The following is a 16511-nucleotide window of genomic DNA, read 5'->3' on the forward strand; positions in this document are numbered from 1 at the left end:
GCCGGACAGACTATCCGGGCGGCATATGGCAGAGATCATCGACATCACCGAGAACAGGCAGCAGGCGATCGCGGCTGCTTGCAAGGTGCTGGGCGAAGGTTTGCCGATCGCCATTCCGACCGAGACGGTTTACGGCCTTGCCGCCGACGCCACCAATCCGGCCGCCATCGCCCGCATCTACGAGACCAAGGGCCGCCCGCAGTTCAATCCGCTGATCTGCCATATGGCGGATCTCGAAATGGCAGAGACCTATGCCGATTTCGATCCGCTGTCACGGGCGCTGGCGCAGGCCTTCTGGCCGGGGCCGTTGACGATCGTCGTGCCGCTGAAGGCTACGAGCGGCATCCATGCGCTGGCGACGGCCGGGCTCGACACGGTCGGCATCCGGGTGCCGAAGGGATTTGCCGGCGAGCTTATCCGCGCCTTCGGCCATCCGCTGGCGGCGCCTAGTGCCAATACGTCGGGCAAGATCAGCGCCACCAGCGCCGCGCATGTGCAGGCCGATCTCGGGGACAAGATCAAGCTGATCCTCGATGCCGGGGCGAGCGATGTCGGCGTGGAATCCACCATCGTCAAGGTCGAGGACGGGAAGCTGAGGCTGCTGCGGCCGGGCGGGCTGCCGGCCGACGAGATCGAACGCGTCGCCGGCGTGAAGCTGGTGCGCCCGAAGATGGCGTCCGCTGCGATCGAAGCGCCGGGCATGATGGCCTCGCACTATGCGCCGGGTGCGGCCGTGCGGCTCGATGCCATCGAGGTGAGCGATGGCGAGGCGCTGATCGCCTTCGGCCCCTCCCCTATAGCAAACGCCGATAAGGCCAAGGTCGTGCTCAATCTCAGCGAGAGCGGCGATCTCGCCGAAGCGGCCACCAATCTTTTCGACTACATGAAGCGCGCCGATGCCAGTGGCGCTGCGACGATCGCCTTTAGCGCCATTCCCGACGAGGGTCTCGGCGAAGCCATCAACGACCGGCTGCGGCGCGCCGCGGCCCCACGGGAATAACAGAGGATAAAGCCCGATGAGCAGCGTTTCACCTGATCTACTCGACCGTTTCGCAGCCATCGTCGGCGACAAATACGCGCTGCGCAGCGAGGCGGACCTGGCGCCGCACCTGATCGAGAACCGCGGCCTCTACCACGGCTCCTCGCCGATGCTACTGAAGCCCGCAAACGTTCAGGAAGTCTCCGCCATCCTCAAGCTCGCCAGCGAAACCGGCACATCCGTGGTGCCGCAAACCGGCAATACCGGGCTTGTCGGCGGACAGACGCCGCGCGAGGGGAAATCCGACATCATCCTGTCGCTGGAGCGGATGAACAAGATCCGCGACGTCGATCCCGTCGCCAACGTTCTCGTCGCCGATGGGGGCGCGATCCTCGCCGACGTGCAGAAGGCGGCTGAGGCGCATGGCCGGCTGTTTCCGCTGTCGCTCGGCTCGGAAGGCTCCTGCCGCATCGGCGGCAATCTTTCCACCAATGCCGGCGGCACCGCCGTGCTTGCCTATGGCAACATGCGCCAGCTCTGCCTCGGGCTTGAGGTCGTGCTTCCGACCGGCGAGATCTGGGACGGGCTACGCCGCCTGAAGAAGGACAATACCGGCTACGATCTGCGCGATCTCTTCATCGGCGCCGAGGGCACGCTGGGTGTCATCACCGGCGCGGTGCTGAAGCTCTTTCCGCAGCCGCTCGGCAAGCAGGTGGCCTTCGCCGGCCTGAACTCGGTCGAGGACGCACTGTCACTTTTCAACCTCGCCTCCAGCCTGTGCGGCACCTCGCTGACCGGTTTCGAACTGATGCCGCGCTTCGGCGTGGAGATCACCGCCCGCAATATCGAGGGCGTGCGCGATCCGCTGGAGAGCGAACATGCCTGGTACGTGCTGATCGACATCTCCACTTCGGATTCGGCAGAGACTGCCGAGCGGATGATGACGGCGCTGCTGGAGCAGGGTTTCGAGGCTGGCCTGGTGCAGGACGCGGCAATCGCCTCCTCCGTCGCGCAGCAGACAGCGCTCTGGCACATGCGCGAGAGCATGTCGGAAGCGCAGAAGCCTGAGGGCGGATCGATCAAGCATGACGTGTCGGTGCCGGTCTCGACCGTGCCGCAGTTCATGCACGAAGCCGAGCAGGCGGTGATGGCTGCCATGCCGGGCGCGCGCATCTGCGCCTTCGGCCACATGGGCGACGGCAATATCCACTACAACATCTCGCAGCCCGTTGGCGCCGACAAGCAGGCATTCCTTGAGCGCTGGCACGAGATGAACGTGATCGTGCATGGGCTGGTGCTGTCTCATGGCGGCTCGATTTCGGCGGAACACGGCATCGGCCAGCTGAAGCGCGACGAGCTCGCCGCGATCCGTCCTGCGATCGAGATCGACCTGATGCGCCGCATCAAGAAGGCTTTCGATCCCGCCGGCGTCATGAACCCCGGCAAGGTCGTCAACATCGACTGAAGGACGAAGCGGCCGGATGGCCGCTTCTCATCTCACCGTAACGACAGCGCTTAACGCTTGTTGTTGCTGTTGATGGTCGCTGCGTTCGAGGCGTAGGAGTTCATGATCGTCAGCGCCGGCGACGTCGTCGTGTTGTTCTTGAGATCATACATGGCCGTGAACCGGTTCATCAGCTTGTCGACCTTCTTCGGGTCCTGGAAATCATTGATATCGACGAACTTCTTCAGCATGGTCGCCTGCTTGTCGACGTCCATGTTCGACATGCTGGTCGGCAGACTGTAGGCGGTGGTGATGACCTGGAACAGCGCCTGGTCGCCGATCAGCGAATAGATCGAGGTGACGCTCGGGGCCTTACGGGCGAAGTAGAGCGCGAGGCGTACGCCGTCATTGCTCTCGCCCTGTTGCGTTTCGAGCGTCATCTGCAGATAGCCCTGCTGAGTCCGTTCCTCGGCACCGACGTTCTGGATGGCGCCGATCTTCGAGCGGGTCAGGTTGCCAGATGTATCGAAGTTGAAGTCGGCAACGATTTCCTTGAACTTCGAAGGCGCCGTCTTGTTCAGGTAGCTCTTGTCGTCCGTCGGGTCCGAGGTGAAGATTTTCTTCAAGGTCGCCTTGTCGTAGTCCTTCGGATCAAGACCATTGGCCTTCAGCACGAAATCGGTCAGCTTGCTGTCGTTGAGGAAGTCGTCGAGCGATTTCACCGTCACGATCTTCTTGGCAAAATCGTCGACCTCGGTCGTCGCATCCTTGGAAGCCTTGTCTCGCACGGGGCCGGCGCTCATGCCCAGCGTCGCAAGCGACTTGTAGGTCGTTCCATATTTCGCCAGCACGGCCGTCGATACGGCCTGCACTTCCGATGTGGCCTTGCCGTCCGTGCCGAAATTGAAGGCGCGCACCATGTCGGTGATGCGATCGTCCTTCAGCGAGGCGACATAGCCCTTGGGATCGTAGGGATCGCTTTGCAGCAGCTTGCGCATCATGGTGCGCGAGACATCCTGCTCCGTCAGCCCATAGGAACGAAGCGCCATCTGGTAAAGATCGGGAAGGCTGTCGTTGCTGCGATCGGTGTCGGCGGTGAGGTTGGTGCGCAGGAAATCGGCAACGTTGGTCACCTTGTCATCGGCCATGCGCGTCTTGTAGTTGGCAACAGAGCTGTCGATCTCGGCTTGCTGCTCATCTGCATAGTGTGCCGAGTATAGCGTATCCACGCTCGTCGTCTGCTGCGTGCTCTGCGGACCCGACATTGCCGCGGCGGAGCCGTCGGCGGCGAAGTTGAATGCCTCATTGACGTTGCTGAAGCCACTGGAGGCCGCAAAGCTCGCATCGGTGAGGATGCTCTTCAGGTCTGAATCGCTGATGGTTGATGGCAGCGAATATGTGCTCTTCAGGAAGCTCGTCAGCTTCGTGTCGGCGATCAGATCGTCGACATTGGAAAGCGCGCTTATCTTGCTGCGGTAATAGCTGAGGTTGTCGCTCGCATTATAGCCGACGAGACGGATCTGGCTGGCGGTCTGCGCGCCATCCGACGTCACGCTGCCGTCCGCCTGGAAGTTGAAGGCATCATGCACGGCCTGGAGGCCGAGCAGCCCGGCATAGCTGGAATCGGTCAGCACGCTTCTCAGATCCGCGTCGCTCAAGCTTTGCGGAACGCCATAGGCATCCTTGATGTAGGATGTCATCTTGGTATCGGCGATCAAGTCATCGACCGTCTTGATACCGGCGATCTTGGTCGAATAGGCGCTCGACATGTTGTTGGCGGCCGTCGCCGTGGCGCCGATCTGGGCCGATGTCTGCGCCGCGTATCCGGCTTTCGTCGCGTCGACGGTGCCATCCGCATTGAAATTGAAGGCGGCGTTGATGGCGTCAAAACCAAGCATGGCCGCGTAGCTGGAATCGGTCAGCACCCGCTTCAGGCCGGCATCGCTGAAATCCTCGCCGGCGCCATAAGCGGCCTTGATATAGGAGGTCAGCCGCTTGTCCGAAATCAGCTGATCGACGCTTGTGATCGAGCTGATGTTGGCATCGAAATAGGCCTTGTTGTATTCGGCCGCCTTGGGGGTGACGATCGAGGGAACGGTGAGATTGTACTGCTCGATCACCGCGTTCTTTTGATTGGCGGTTTGCGCCGTGCCGTTGACCGTACCGTCCGCATTGAAGCTGAACTGGGCGGCGAGCGCCTTGTATTTGGCGTTGCCGCTGGTGTTGACGAAGCTGTTCGGATCGTTGACGTCGCTGGTCAGGACCTTGCTGAGATAGTCGTTGGACACGTAGGTCGGGTCGATCCCGAAAGCGCCGAGCACATAAGTGCGAAGACGGGCGTTTGACGTCAGGCCGGTTACGCTCTGAACCTTGTCGATCGCCGTGCTGTAATAGGTCGATTCCGTGGCGGCGTTGGCGCCCTCATCGGCGAAGGACTGCGTGTAGAGGCCGAGCATGTCGGTCTCCTGGCTGTCGCTTTGCGGGTCGGTCGCCGTCGTGCCGAAATTGAAGGCGGATGCAAATTCCTTGTAGCGGCTGTCCGACAGCTTGTTGGCGAAGCTGTTGGCATCCGTGAGATCGCTCTCCAGAACCTTCTTCATGAAGGCCTTGGCGTAGGTCATATCCTCAAGGCCGTAGGCCTTCATCGCATAGCTATAGAGCTTATAGTTGCCGAGGAAGTCGTCTACATCTTTGACTTTGTTGATGTTTTCGTCATAGTACTGTGCCTCGCGCTTCACCGTCGTCTGCGAGGCGACGCGGTCAAGGCTCTTCTGCAAATCGCCCGATATTATCGTATAGCCCAACGAAGCAGAGATCATAGCGTTCTATTCCGGCAATAGTCTTGGATGAATGACAGACGGTTCACCGCTCCATTTTGCTATGAAAAGCTTACCCGAGACTTACCCGCGCCCTGTCGCAACCTGACACACCCTGCGTTCACCACTCGGAAACCCTGCCACGTTTGGTTTTGATAACCATCCAGGGAGGCAAGGTCTTCTTAACCGCGATTTTTAAGCTGTCTCGAACAGGCGGCGCCTATTGTCAGCCACAGAGGACGAAAAGTCCCGAGGAGAAGACCGGAAACCGGCTCTCAGGTAAGACAAGGGTGAGAATGAACATGAACAATACCGTTATGAAGCCCGCATGGGCTGGAGCGACACTTCGTCTTGATCCGTCGCGCTTTCCGCAGCAGGTAAGCTACGCCATCCACGACTCCACAAGCGATGTCAGCATAACGATCGACGAACGCGGCGCCATCCTGCGCAAGATCCTCCCCTCGAGCGGCCTTCCACTCTCCATCGCGCTGCCGAAGCGCGCCTTCAAGGGCGTCGCCGCCCGCGCCATCGACCACGGCAATGGCGAGGTCACCGTGACGCTCGAACTGCACCACGAAGATCCCGATCTCTGCGTGCCGCTTCTGGTCGCGCACGACCTTTCCGACATCGCCGCCGACTGGCGCGGCTGGTCGGAAGCCTTCCGTATTCCCATGCTGATGGTCGAGGCCGACGGCATTGCCCGCCCGCTGGAAGAACATCTCGGCGAACTGCGCACCAGCCACCTGAAGCCGCGCCGCCGCCACTCCTACTTCGCCAACCGCCGCCCACGCTTCCTCGTGCGCCGCTCGACCGGCACGCTCGGCGTTGCCATGAAGATCGAAGGCAAGGAAATCATCGCCCGCAGCTAAGGGGTGATGTGAAAGATCAGACGGAAAGACCCGGCCGGTGTGCCGGGTTTTTCGTTTTTGGACCTCGGTTGACAAATGGCCGACTGACCATAAGCTGCGTGCACAGCTTTGAGATCGCAACCGTCTTTCGGAGATGAGCGTCATGCCGGTGGCAACAAAGTGCATGAGATGGCTCCCGCTGGCGATTATCGCCCTTTCCCTTTCAGCCCTGACGGCAAGTGCCGGCACTCTCGACGGCATCATCGAGCGCGGGACTGTGCGCATCGGCTATATCGATGACGAAGCGCCCTTCTCCGCGGCCAAGGCCGGCGCCGAGCCGACGGGTTATGCGATCGACCTCTGCAACAAGATCGCCGATGATATCGAACATCAGGTGCCGGAGTTGAAACGCGAATACGTCCAGAAGACGCTCGCCAACGGCTTCGATGCGGTGAAGGATGGCGAACTCGATCTGCTGTGCGGCGCGATCACCGTCAATCTCGAGCGGCGGGAGATCGTCGACTTCTCGCAGCCGATCTTCCTCACCGGTGCAAGCGCCCTGCTTCGCAAGGATTCGCCCGACTACCTGCAATCGTTCTTTTTCGACAAGCCGGCCGTGAGCGCCGTCAGCCAGCGGGCCGCGTCGGCGAGCGTTATCGGCGCGCGGGCGAACTCGACGACGGGAGCGGCCCTGCACGAGGCCATGAAGGGGCAGGCATCGACGACCACGATCGCCGATTTCAAGACACATGAAGAGGGCTTGAAGGCGCTGGAGGATCGCAAGATCGACGCCTATATCGGCGATCAGGTGTTGCTGACCAGTCTAGCCACCCGGGCGCGCGATCCATCCTTGCTTGAGGTCGGCAATCGGCTGTTCACGCATGAACCCTATGCGATCGCCCTGCCCCGAAACGACGCCGATTTCCGCCTGCTCGCCGATCGCGCCTTGACGGATTTCTATCTGTCCGACGATTTCCTTACGGTACTTGACACCTATTTCGGCGCCGATGCGCCAATGCTGCACACGCAAATCATCATGCAGCACGTTCCGTAGACGGGCGCCTTAAGGCAGCACGAACAGCAGCGACAGGAACAGGCCCGCGAAGATGATCATGCCGACGCGGTTATTCGACTTGAACAGCACGAGGCACTGATCCGCATCGTTGATATCGAGCGTGACGATCTGCCAGGCGAACATGCCGGCTGCGATCAATAGGCCGAGATATGCGATGATGCCGACGCCCGCAAGCAGGAAGGCTGCGAAGGTGAGGATCAGCATCAGGCCATAGAGACCGACCAGCCATGGCTTGGTGTTGTCGCCGAAGAGGCGCGCGGTCGAGCGGACGCCGATCAGCTCGTCGTCTTCCTTGTCCTGGTGGGCGTAGATGGTGTCGTAACCGATCGTCCAGACGACCGCGCCGATATAGAGCAGCACCGGCGCCAGCGAGAGGCTGCCAAAGATCGCGGCCCAGCCCATCAGCGCGCCCCAGGAGAAGGCAAGCCCGAGGAAGAATTGCGGCCAATCGGTGAAGCGCTTGGCGAAGGGATAGAGCGCGACGATGCCAAGCGACGCGACGCCGAGGATGACCGAGAACCAGTTGAGCTGGAGGACGACGACTAGACCGACCAGCGCCTGCAAGAGAATGAAGATCTTTGCCTGCATGCGGGTGACGCGGCCGGATGGCAGAGGACGCGAGCGGGTGCGCGCGACTTCCATATCAATCTTGTGATCGACGAGATCGTTATAGGTGCAGCCGGCGCCGCGCATGGCGACGGAGCCGATGAAATAGAGCACCAGATGCCAGATCAGCTGACCGCCGGAAAAGAGGCCGACATGGACAGCCGCATTGGCCGCCATCGCCGCCGACCAGAAGCACGGCCACAGCAGAAGCTGCCAGCCGATCGGACGATCCCAGCGCGCCAGCTGCGCGTATGGCCAGAGCCATGGCGGCAGCACCCGGTAAACCCAGTTGTTGGACGGCGCATCCGCAACGCGCCCGTTGATTCCGTCGATCTGTTGCATGCGGTCATCTAGCGATGTGGGGGATGGCGGGTCAAGGGCGTGGTGGGTGTGGGTGGAGAGGTTGGTGGTTGGTGAGATTGGTGGGTGTGGTTGATTAGATATTGGAGAGGTTCGCGGGAGTGGCCCCCTCATCTGCCTGCCGGCATCTTCTCCCCGCGGGGGAGAAGGGACTCGGGGTGGGCCGCTCGCGCCAACCTCCCCTTCTCCCCCGCTGGGAGAAGGTGCCCGAAGGGCGGATGAGGGGCTCCGGGCGCTGAGGTCAGCCTATGCTACACCCTCAAAAAATCTACCCATTCCACCGCCGGATCATCGGCTCGCTGAGATCATGCTCATATCCCACCACGCTGACGCTCGTCGTATCCAGCACGAAATGCGCCCCGCCTTCCGCTGGCAATCCCACCCAGCGAGCCGCCAGCACCCGGAGGAAATGGGAGCTAGAGAAGATCAGGATCGGGGCGTTCGCCGCGCGGACCGCGGCGATGACGCGGTCGGCGCGGGTGCCGACGTCGGCGGCGCTCTCGCCATCGGGGCAGCCGTCGCGGAAGAGTTGCCAGCCGGGGCGTTGAGCCAGGATTTCCTTGGTCGTCACCCCCTCGTAGGCGCCGTAGTCCCATTCGGCGAGGTCGTCCTTGACGACCATCCGCTCGCCGAAGCCGGCAAGGCGGCAGGTGTTGCGGGCACGCTCAGACGGGCTCGACCAGACTTCGGCGACGGTCAGGCCTTCAAGGCGCGGGCCGAGGCGGCTGGCGGCGGCTTCGCCGTTTTCGGTCAGCGGGATATCGCTGCGGCCGGTGTGGCGGCCGGACAGGCTCCATTCGGTTTCGCCGTGGCGCACCAGCGTGATCTCGGGGTAGGCACTGCTCATCTCGCAACCCTTTCAGACTGAAACAGCGGAAACGAAAAAGGCGCGGGTCTTGCCGCGCCTTTTCGTCAAGTCAGAGAATGACCTTTTCGAGCGGCGGACGTGTGGCCTCGAATTCCTTCAGCTTCGCCTCGTTCGCGGCGATATAGTCGCGATTGTCGGGGGTGGAATACTGGTTCTTGGAAATCTGGATCTGCATGATGAAGAGCTCGTCCCAGCGGAAGCCTATTTCGGAGCCCGCCAGATAGAACTCCCACATGCGGAAGAAGCGTTCGTCATAAAGCGCCACGGCTTCGGCCTTGCGCGCCACGAAGCGCTCGCGCCAATGGCGCAGCGTGTAGGCATAGTGCAGCGGCAGGACCTCGACATCGCGCACCAGAAGGTTCGCCTTTTCGATGGCCGGCAGCGTTTCGCCGATCGAGGGGATATAGCCCTGCGGGAAGATGTACTTCTCGATGAAGGCATTGGTGCCGAAGCTCGGCTTCGGACGGGCAATCGAGTGCAGCACCATGACGCCGTCATCGGCCAGCAGCTCGTGCACCTTGCGGAAGAAGTTGCCGAAATTGCCGATGCCGACATGCTCGAACATGCCGACGGAGACGATGCGGTCGAACTTCTGCCCCTTCATCGTGCGGTAGTCCTGCAGCTCGAAGCGCAGCCGGTCGGTGAGACCGCGCTTTTGCGCTCGCTCGCGGGAGATCTTCAGCTGCTCTTCGCTGAGCGTGATGCCGGTGAGATCGAGCCCCGGTGTGGACTCCGTCAGATACATGCCCATGCCACCCCAGCCGGAGCCGATTTCCAGCGCGCGCTGGTTGGGCTGAAGCAGGAGCTTGGCGGCGATGTGGCGCTTCTTGGCGACCTGCGCCTCCTCCAGGCTGATGCCGGGCGGATTGTAGTAAGCGCAGGAATATTGCCAGTCCTCATCGAGAAAGAGCTCGAACAGCTTCTCCGACAGATCGTAATGATGGGCAACGTTGCGCTTGTTGTGGTTGACGGGCAGACGGCTCTTCAGCTGCTGCAGGGCGATGCGGCCGATCAGGAGGGCCGCCATCGGGATGTCGAAGATTTCGTTGGTGGTGTTCTGTTTCACCAGGGCCAGGAAATCGTAGATGTTGCCCTGTTCCAGAATGAACCGGCCATCCATGTACATTTCGCCGAGCTTGAGGGTGGGGTCTCGGCGGATCAGTCGCTCCGCCTCCTCGTCGGCAACGCGGGCGGCAACCAGTTCTCCGGTACCGTCCCCGATGGTGTGTGTCTCGCCATTGGCGAGTGTGAGTTTCAGGTTACCCTTGCGGATGATTTTTTGGACAATCGATAAGAAATTCGACGCCATAAGTAAGGCCTCGCAATGTGACAGGATAATCCAATCAACTTAGGCCGTCTGGCCTGCCTTACAAGCGCCGTATTTGACACTTCGGCGACATCCACGCCGAAGTGTGACATTTCTGCAAGGCTTATCCGTAAGCCCTTATTTTCGCTTCATGGCCTCGGCGAGTGCTGCGCCGAACGCCCCCTGGCTCTCCTGCTTGGGGCTCGACGAGCGCCGCTCGTTTCCGCCGCGAGGCGCTGGATTTGAACGGGTTTCGCCGCGTGGCGCAGGGGCGCTCGCGCCGTCATCCTTGCGCATGGAAAGCGCGATGCGTTTGCGCTTCGCATCCACCTCGACGACGCGAACTTTCACCACATCGCCGGCTTTCACAACTTCGTGAGGATCTTTGACGAAGCGGTCTGCCAGCTGCGAAACGTGCACCAAACCGTCCTGGTGGACGCCGATATCGACGAAGGCGCCGAAGGCGGCGACGTTGGTTACCGTTCCCTCAAGCGTCATGCCCGGCTTCAGGTCGGAGATCTCGTTGATCCCTTCCGCGAAGGTCGCGGTCTTGAAGCTCGGGCGCGGGTCGCGGCCGGGCTTTTCCAGTTCGGATAGGATGTCCTTGACTGTCGGCAGGCCGAACTTGTCGTCGATGAACTGGCGCGGATCGACCGATTTCAGCACCGCGCTGTCGCCCATCAAGGTGCGCAGGTCGCGGCCGCAGGCGGCGACGATCTTCTTTGCGACGCCATAGGCTTCCGGGTGGACGGAGGAGGCATCGAGCGGCTCCTTGCCATCGCGGATGCGCAGGAAGCCGGCGCATTGCTCGAAGGTGCGCTGGCCGAGGCGCGCGACCTTCAGCAGATCACGGCGGGTCTCGAAGCGTCCGGTCTCGTCGCGATGCCTGACGATGGCTTCCGCAATCGAGGTTCCAAGGCCGGAGACACGGGCGAGCAGCGGCACAGAGGCCATGTTGAGATCGACGCCGACGGCATTCACCGCGTCTTCGACCACGGCATCGAGCGAACGCGACAGCTTCTGCTGGTCGACATCGTGCTGATACTGGCCGACGCCGATCGACTTCGGCTCGATCTTGACGAGCTCGGCCAGCGGATCCTGCAGGCGGCGCGCGATGGAAACGGCGCCGCGCAGCGACACGTCGAGATTGGGGAATTCGGCGGCGGCGGTGGCCGACGCCGAATAGACCGAGGCGCCGGCTTCCGAGACGATGACCTTGGTGGGCTTCGTGCCTGGCAGATCGGCCAGCATGTCGGCCACCAGCTTTTCGGTTTCGCGGCTACCCGTGCCGTTGCCGATCGAGATCAGCTCGACATTGTGCTTGCGGATCAGCGAGGCGAGCTCGATCTGGGCGCCGCGCACGTCGTTGCGGGGCTGGAAGGGATAGACGGTCGATGTCGCGACCACCTTGCCGGTGGCATCGGTGACGGCGACCTTGACGCCGGTGCGGATACCCGGATCAAGGCCCATGGTCGGGCGCGATCCGGCGGGGGCTGCGAGCAGCAAGTCCTTGAGATTGCGGGCGAAGACATGGATCGCCTCTTCCTCGGCGCGTTCGCGCAGCTCGCGCATCAGGTCGAGCGACAGCGACATGGAGAGCTTGACGCGCCATGTCCAGCTGGCGACCTCCATCAGCCAGCGATCACCCGGGCGGCTGTTGCCGATCTCGTATGCGGCAGCAATCATCCGCTCGACCGGCTTGTTCGGCGAGGCTGTCTCGGCGTCGGCCTCGATCGTCAGCGTCAGTACTTCCTCGTTCCAGCCGCGCAGCATGGCGAGCGCGCGGTGGCCGGGGGCGGTTGCCCAACGTTCGGAATGGTCGAAATAGTCGGAGAATTTTTCGCCGGCCGCCTGCTTGCCATCGACCACCTTGGCCTTGAGAAGCGCGGCACCGCGCATATGGGCGCGCAGCTTGCCGAGCAGGTCGGCATTTTCGGCGATGCCTTCGGCGACGATATCGCGGGCGCCTTCCAGCGCCGTTTTCACGTCGGGGACGTCAGCGGTGATGTAGGCTTCCGCCAGCGTTGCCGGCTCTTTCGAGCGGTCAGCCAGGATCGCTTCGGCGAGCGGACCGAGGCCGCGCTCGCGGGCGATCTCGGCGCGGGTGCGGCGCTTCGGCTTGTAGGGCAGATAGAGATCCTCGAGCTCGGCCTTGGTGGCCGCGCCCTTGAGCTTTGCCATCAGCTCGTCGCTCATCTTGCCCTGGCCTGTGATCGATTCCACGATCGTATCGCGGCGGGCTTCGAGCTCACGCAGATAGACGAGGCGTTCGGAGAGATCGCGCAGCTGCGTATCATCCAGCCCGCCGGTCACTTCCTTGCGGTATCGCGCGATGAACGGCACGGTCGCGCCCTCATCCAGCAACTCGATCGCGGCCTTGGCCTGCTCGGGCCGGGCATTGATTTCGGAGGCGATGACTGCGGAGAGCATGCGGATATCAGCGGCCATGATGGTTCCTGCGTTTCAATTGAGGTGGCGGACCATAGCGGCGAAAAGCGGCAAGGCAAGGATGGAGATGGGTTTCCACAGCGGAAGTGGGGGGGGTGGAGGGGCGCATTGCACCCCTCCTTTTCGATTACATCCGAGAGGCCACGGCTGCTGTCAGCTCCGATGACCAGAGGCCGCATTCAAACAAAATTCACGGCGCCATCGCGTGCGGCCATATCGAAGGCTCTCTGCCACAGTTGAAACAATTGGTAAAATTCGGCCTCACCGACAGCCCTTGCCGCGTCATCGAAAGTCGCGAAATCTGCTGATAGCTTCTTGCTGGCAGACGTCCCGATTATCCCTTCATTATCGGAGAAGTTAATTAGCTCCCAAAACGGGCCGGCCGTGGCGATCCACGCGCCAAAGGCATGCTGAGATTGTTCTGTGCCGTTGATTTGAAGGCGGGTTTCCGGATAACCGGCAAGCTTCGCAAGCATCTCCCGCCATCGGTTGTAGCCGCTATAAGACCCTGCTTTAAAGCTGAAGCGGTCGACAGCATTGTAGATGCAGCGATCTTCAATATCACGAGCACGGTCAGGAAACGCAGGGTTGATGAAGGCAATCAGAGCATTATCGGGGATATCCACGATCTCATGCTGCTGGTTGAAAACGTCGCCATCGACGAATTTCAGGCTATCGTTTTTTGTAAGACCTTCGTAGGCGGCAATGTCGAGACCCATCAGCTTTTCCTTTAAGTAAACATGGCTTGCGGCGAAGCTCAGCCCGAGAAACAATTCTACCAATGCGATTATAAATCCGGTTTGCATAACCCTATGGTGGCTAACAATCAACCCTCTCGACGGTCACTGGACAACGCAGGTACTTTGGCTTGAATGCAATGCGGGCCATGAGCGCGCAGGCAGGCACGTCGCAGGTAACAAAGATGGCCAGCGACTGCGGGAAAAACCTCGGCAAATTATTGTCTCGAGATGCCCTCCCTGCTTTTGCAGCTTGTATATCTGCGCCATTCTTTGCTAGCAGAGGCGACCGTTTTCAGACCCGCAAGGTAGCGCCTTCCCCGTGGAGGCAAGGAAAGTGACATGCCCGATCTGCTGTTAGAACTCCGCTCCGAAGAGATCCCGGCCCGCCTGCAGCGCAAGGCTGCCGGCGATCTGAGGAAGCTTGTGACCGACGCGCTCGTCGAGGCGGGACTTTCCTATGAGGGTGCCAGGGAATACTGGACGCCGCGCCGGCTGACGCTCGACATTCGCGGGCTGACCGCCCGCTCCGCCGATGTGCGCGAGGAACGCAAGGGTCCGCGCACCGACGCCAACGAAAAGGCGATCGAAGGTTTTCTACGCGCAGCCGGGCTGTCCTCGATTTCCGAGGCGCAGGTGCAGAGCGACCCGAAGAAGGGCGATTTCTACGTCGCGATCATCTCCAAGACCGGCCGCAGCGCCGAGGAGATCATCGCTGAGGTGATGCCTTCGATCATTCGCGACTTCCCCTGGCCGAAGCCGATGCGCTGGGGCAAGGCCTCGTCGCAGCCGGGCTCGCTGCGCTGGGTGCGACCGCTGCAGTCGATCGTCTGCCTTTTCGGCACCGAGCATGAGGAAACGACGGTCATTCCGTTCGAAATCTCCGGCATCGTCGCTTCTAACATCACCTACGGCCACCGCTTCCATGCGCCCGAGGCGATCACCGTCAAGCGCTTCGACGATTATGTCGCGAGCCTGGAAAAGGCCAAGGTCATTCTCGACGCCGAGCGCCGCAAGGACATCATCCTGCACGACGCCCGCGACGTCGCATTCGCCAACGGCCTCGAACTGGTCGAGGACGAGGGCCTGCTGGAAGAGGTCTCGGGCCTCGTCGAATGGCCGCAAGTGCTGATGGGCAGCTTCGAGGAAGCCTATCTCTCGATCCCGTCCGAGATCATCCGGCTGACGATCAAGACCAACCAGAAATGCTTCGTCACCCGCAAACCGGGTGAAGAGACGCTTTCGAACAATTTCATCCTCGTATCGAACATCGAAGCGACAGATGGCGGCAAGGAAATCATTCACGGCAACGGCAAGGTCGTGCGCGCCCGTCTTTCCGACGCGCTGCACTTCTGGAAACGCGACCAGGGTGATCTGCCGGATCTGGAGACGCTGGAGGCTTCGGCCAAGAAGTTCAGCCTCGATCTGAAGAAGCCACTCGACCAGCGCATGGCCAAGCTCGATGCGCTGAACGTCACCTTCCATGCCAAGCTCGGCACGCAGGGCGAGCGGGTGGAGCGCATCCGCGCCATGGCCGCCAAGGTCGCCTTCCCCGCCGGTGCCGACTACAAGCTGGTCGACCGCGCCGTGGTTCTTGCCAAGGCGGATCTGCGCACCGAGGCCGTCGGCGAATTCCCCGAGCTGCAGGGCGTGATGGGCCGCAAATACGCTGCTCTGCAGGGCGAAGAGGTCGTGGTTTCGACCGCGATCGAGGAACACTACAAGCCGCAGGGCCCATCCGATCAGCTGCCGCAGGACAAGGTGGCCATCACGGTGGCGCTTGCCGACAAGCTCGACACGCTGATCGGCTTCTGGGCCGTCGACGAGAAGCCGACGGGCTCCAAGGACCCCTTCGCGCTGCGTCGTGCAGCACTTGGCGTCATCCGCATCATCCTGGAGCGCGGCGTGCACCTGACGCTTCTGCCGCGCATCGTCAGCCACATGGCGCGCATCGACATGGATATCGGCAATACCGTTGCCGCCGACGACATGTCGCGCCAGCTCGACCTCTTGTCGTTCTTCCACGACCGCCTGAAGGTCTATCTGCGCGACCAGGGCGCCCGCCACGATCTGATCGACGCGGTGCTGACGCCCGAGACCGACGATCTCCGCATGGTCGCCCGCCGCGTCGAGGCGCTGACGCATTTCGTCAGCTCCGAGGATGGCAAGAACCTGCTTGCGGGCACCAAGCGCGCCGTGCAGCTGCTGGCCGCCGAGGAGAAAAAGGGTACCGTGGTCGCCGATGGCGTCTCGGATGCACTTCTGAAGCTCGACGCCGAGAAGGAGCTTTTCGCGGCGATCAAGACGGTTTCGGCGGAGGCATCCGGCGCGATCGAGAAGGAAGATTTCCGCTCGGCGATGGCGGCACTTTCGACGCTGCGCGCACCGGTCGACCGCTTCTTCACCGACGTGCTCGTCAACGACGAAGACGCAGCGATCCGCGCCAACCGCCTGGCGCTCCTGCGCCTCATCCGCGAAGCCACCGGCACCGTTGCCGACTTCTCGAAGATCGCCGGCTGATCAGCCGACGATGCCCAATGTGATCACCGCCAGGACCGCGTAACGCGCGGTCTTGGCGACCGTCACCAGAAGCAGAAAGACCGGCAGCGGCTCACGCATGACGCCGGCGACGACGGTGATGGGGTCACCGACGATGGGCAACCAGCTTGCCAGCAGCGACCACTTCCCATACCGCCGATACCAACGCTGCGCCCGATTAAGCGCCACCTCTCCCACCGGAAACCACCGCCTGTGGCGAAAACGCTCGATGCCGATGCCGAGCAGCCAGTTGACCAGCGAACCGAGAATATTGCCGACGCTGGCGACCGCGACGAGCAGCAGCGTGGAATATTGCCCGGAGAGAATGAGCGCGACGAGCCCGGCTTCCGACTGCGCGGGCAGGATGGTGGCCGCGATCAGCGAGATGGCGAAGAGGCCGGCATAGGCTGCAAGCGTGGTCATGTCGCGCTGGGCTTGGTGGTCTGCATGGTGGGGCTTTCGGATGGCGACGGGTGCGTTTGGGTT

12 protein-coding genes are annotated in these 16511 nt (G+C 61.8%); 5 read left to right on the forward strand and 7 right to left on the reverse strand.

The genetic code is table 11. The features are described 5' to 3' along the window. Positions 1-25 precede the first annotated feature (25 nt). Complete coding sequence (locus AC1DOG_RS06470; protein ID WP_477927102.1) at positions 26-1000, forward strand: L-threonylcarbamoyladenylate synthase; 975 nt, start codon at positions 26-28, stop codon at positions 998-1000. 16 nt (positions 1001-1016) lie between these two features. Continuing rightward, on the forward strand, positions 1017-2444 hold the full coding sequence (locus AC1DOG_RS06475) for an FAD-binding oxidoreductase (RefSeq protein WP_477927103.1): 1428 nt from the start codon (positions 1017-1019) through the stop codon (positions 2442-2444). A 50-nt stretch (positions 2445-2494) separates the two neighbouring features. Here the strand turns inward: AC1DOG_RS06475 and AC1DOG_RS06480 are convergent, their stop codons facing one another. Next, positions 2495-5242 carry a DUF1217 domain-containing protein gene (locus AC1DOG_RS06480; protein WP_477927104.1) on the reverse strand — a complete coding sequence of 916 codons (2748 nt, stop codon included), beginning with the start codon at positions 5240-5242 and terminating at the stop codon, positions 2495-2497. 299 nt (positions 5243-5541) lie between these two features. Here AC1DOG_RS06480 and AC1DOG_RS06485 point away from each other — a divergent pair, with 299 nt between their 5' ends. Continuing rightward, positions 5542-6108: a DUF6101 family protein gene (locus tag AC1DOG_RS06485; protein ID WP_112944656.1), complete on the forward strand. Its 567-nt coding sequence runs from the start codon at positions 5542-5544 to the stop codon at positions 6106-6108. 163 nt (positions 6109-6271) lie between these two features. Further along, the gene (locus AC1DOG_RS06490) at positions 6272-7141 is read left to right on the forward strand and encodes an amino acid ABC transporter substrate-binding protein (protein WP_477927105.1); all 870 of its coding nucleotides are present in this window, start codon (positions 6272-6274) and stop codon (positions 7139-7141) included. 9 nt (positions 7142-7150) lie between these two features. Here AC1DOG_RS06490 and ubiA read toward each other — a convergent pair whose 3' ends face one another. The 5 genes from ubiA to AC1DOG_RS06515 form a co-directional block, all read right to left on the reverse strand. Beyond that, positions 7151-8110 (reverse strand): 4-hydroxybenzoate octaprenyltransferase, encoded by a 960-nt coding sequence (gene ubiA, locus AC1DOG_RS06495; RefSeq protein WP_477927106.1) that lies wholly within the window; start codon positions 8108-8110, stop codon positions 7151-7153. A 286-nt stretch (positions 8111-8396) separates the two neighbouring features. Continuing rightward, positions 8397-8975, reverse strand: a complete 579-nt coding sequence (locus tag AC1DOG_RS06500) for a histidine phosphatase family protein (RefSeq protein ID WP_477927107.1) — start codon at positions 8973-8975, stop codon at positions 8397-8399. A gap of 70 nt (positions 8976-9045) precedes the next feature. Continuing rightward, positions 9046-10305 (reverse strand): class I SAM-dependent methyltransferase, encoded by a 1260-nt coding sequence (locus AC1DOG_RS06505; protein WP_477927108.1) that lies wholly within the window; start codon positions 10303-10305, stop codon positions 9046-9048. 135 nt (positions 10306-10440) lie between these two features. Then, positions 10441-12750, reverse strand: a complete 2310-nt coding sequence (locus AC1DOG_RS06510; RefSeq protein ID WP_477927109.1) for a Tex family protein — start codon at positions 12748-12750, stop codon at positions 10441-10443. Between the two features lie 179 nt (positions 12751-12929). Continuing rightward, entirely contained in the window at positions 12930-13469 is a 540-nt protein-coding gene (locus AC1DOG_RS06515) for a hypothetical protein (RefSeq protein ID WP_112982242.1), read from the reverse strand. Positions 13470-13829: 360 nt separating this feature from the next. Between AC1DOG_RS06515 and glyS the strand changes: the two genes are divergently transcribed. Beyond that, positions 13830-16007 (forward strand): glycine--tRNA ligase subunit beta, encoded by a 2178-nt coding sequence (glyS, locus tag AC1DOG_RS06520; protein WP_477927110.1) that lies wholly within the window; start codon positions 13830-13832, stop codon positions 16005-16007. On the opposite strand, the gene AC1DOG_RS06525 is transcribed toward glyS, so the two are convergent. Next, entirely contained in the window at positions 16008-16448 is a 441-nt protein-coding gene (locus tag AC1DOG_RS06525; RefSeq protein ID WP_477927111.1) for a YqaA family protein, read from the reverse strand. Between the last annotated feature and the right edge of the window lie 63 nt (positions 16449-16511).

The organism is Rhizobium sp. 01N48, assembly GCF_056399145.1.

What these genes read in the sequence shown, in the direction of transcription:
- AC1DOG_RS06485 (WP_112944656.1), top strand. Translation starts at nt 5,542, where the DNA reads ATGAACAATACCGTTATGAAGCCCGCATGGGCTGGAGCGACACTTCGT.
- AC1DOG_RS06490 (WP_477927105.1), top strand. Translation starts at nt 6,272, where the DNA reads ATGAGATGGCTCCCGCTGGCGATTATCGCCCTTTCCCTTTCAGCCCTG.
- glyS (WP_477927110.1), top strand. Translation starts at nt 13,830, where the DNA reads ATGCCCGATCTGCTGTTAGAACTCCGCTCCGAAGAGATCCCGGCCCGC.
- ubiA (WP_477927106.1), bottom strand. Translation starts at nt 8,110, where the DNA reads ATGCAACAGATCGACGGAATCAACGGGCGCGTTGCGGATGCGCCGTCC.
- AC1DOG_RS06515 (WP_112982242.1), bottom strand. Translation starts at nt 13,469, where the DNA reads ATGGGTCTCGACATTGCCGCCTACGAAGGTCTTACAAAAAACGATAGC.
- AC1DOG_RS06470 (WP_477927102.1), top strand. Translation starts at nt 26, where the DNA reads ATGGCAGAGATCATCGACATCACCGAGAACAGGCAGCAGGCGATCGCG.
- AC1DOG_RS06480 (WP_477927104.1), bottom strand. Translation starts at nt 5,242, where the DNA reads ATGATCTCTGCTTCGTTGGGCTATACGATAATATCGGGCGATTTGCAG.
- AC1DOG_RS06475 (WP_477927103.1), top strand. Translation starts at nt 1,017, where the DNA reads ATGAGCAGCGTTTCACCTGATCTACTCGACCGTTTCGCAGCCATCGTC.
- AC1DOG_RS06525 (WP_477927111.1), bottom strand. Translation starts at nt 16,448, where the DNA reads ATGACCACGCTTGCAGCCTATGCCGGCCTCTTCGCCATCTCGCTGATC.
- AC1DOG_RS06500 (WP_477927107.1), bottom strand. Translation starts at nt 8,975, where the DNA reads ATGAGCAGTGCCTACCCCGAGATCACGCTGGTGCGCCACGGCGAAACC.
- AC1DOG_RS06505 (WP_477927108.1), bottom strand. Translation starts at nt 10,305, where the DNA reads ATGGCGTCGAATTTCTTATCGATTGTCCAAAAAATCATCCGCAAGGGT.
- AC1DOG_RS06510 (WP_477927109.1), bottom strand. Translation starts at nt 12,750, where the DNA reads ATGGCCGCTGATATCCGCATGCTCTCCGCAGTCATCGCCTCCGAAATC.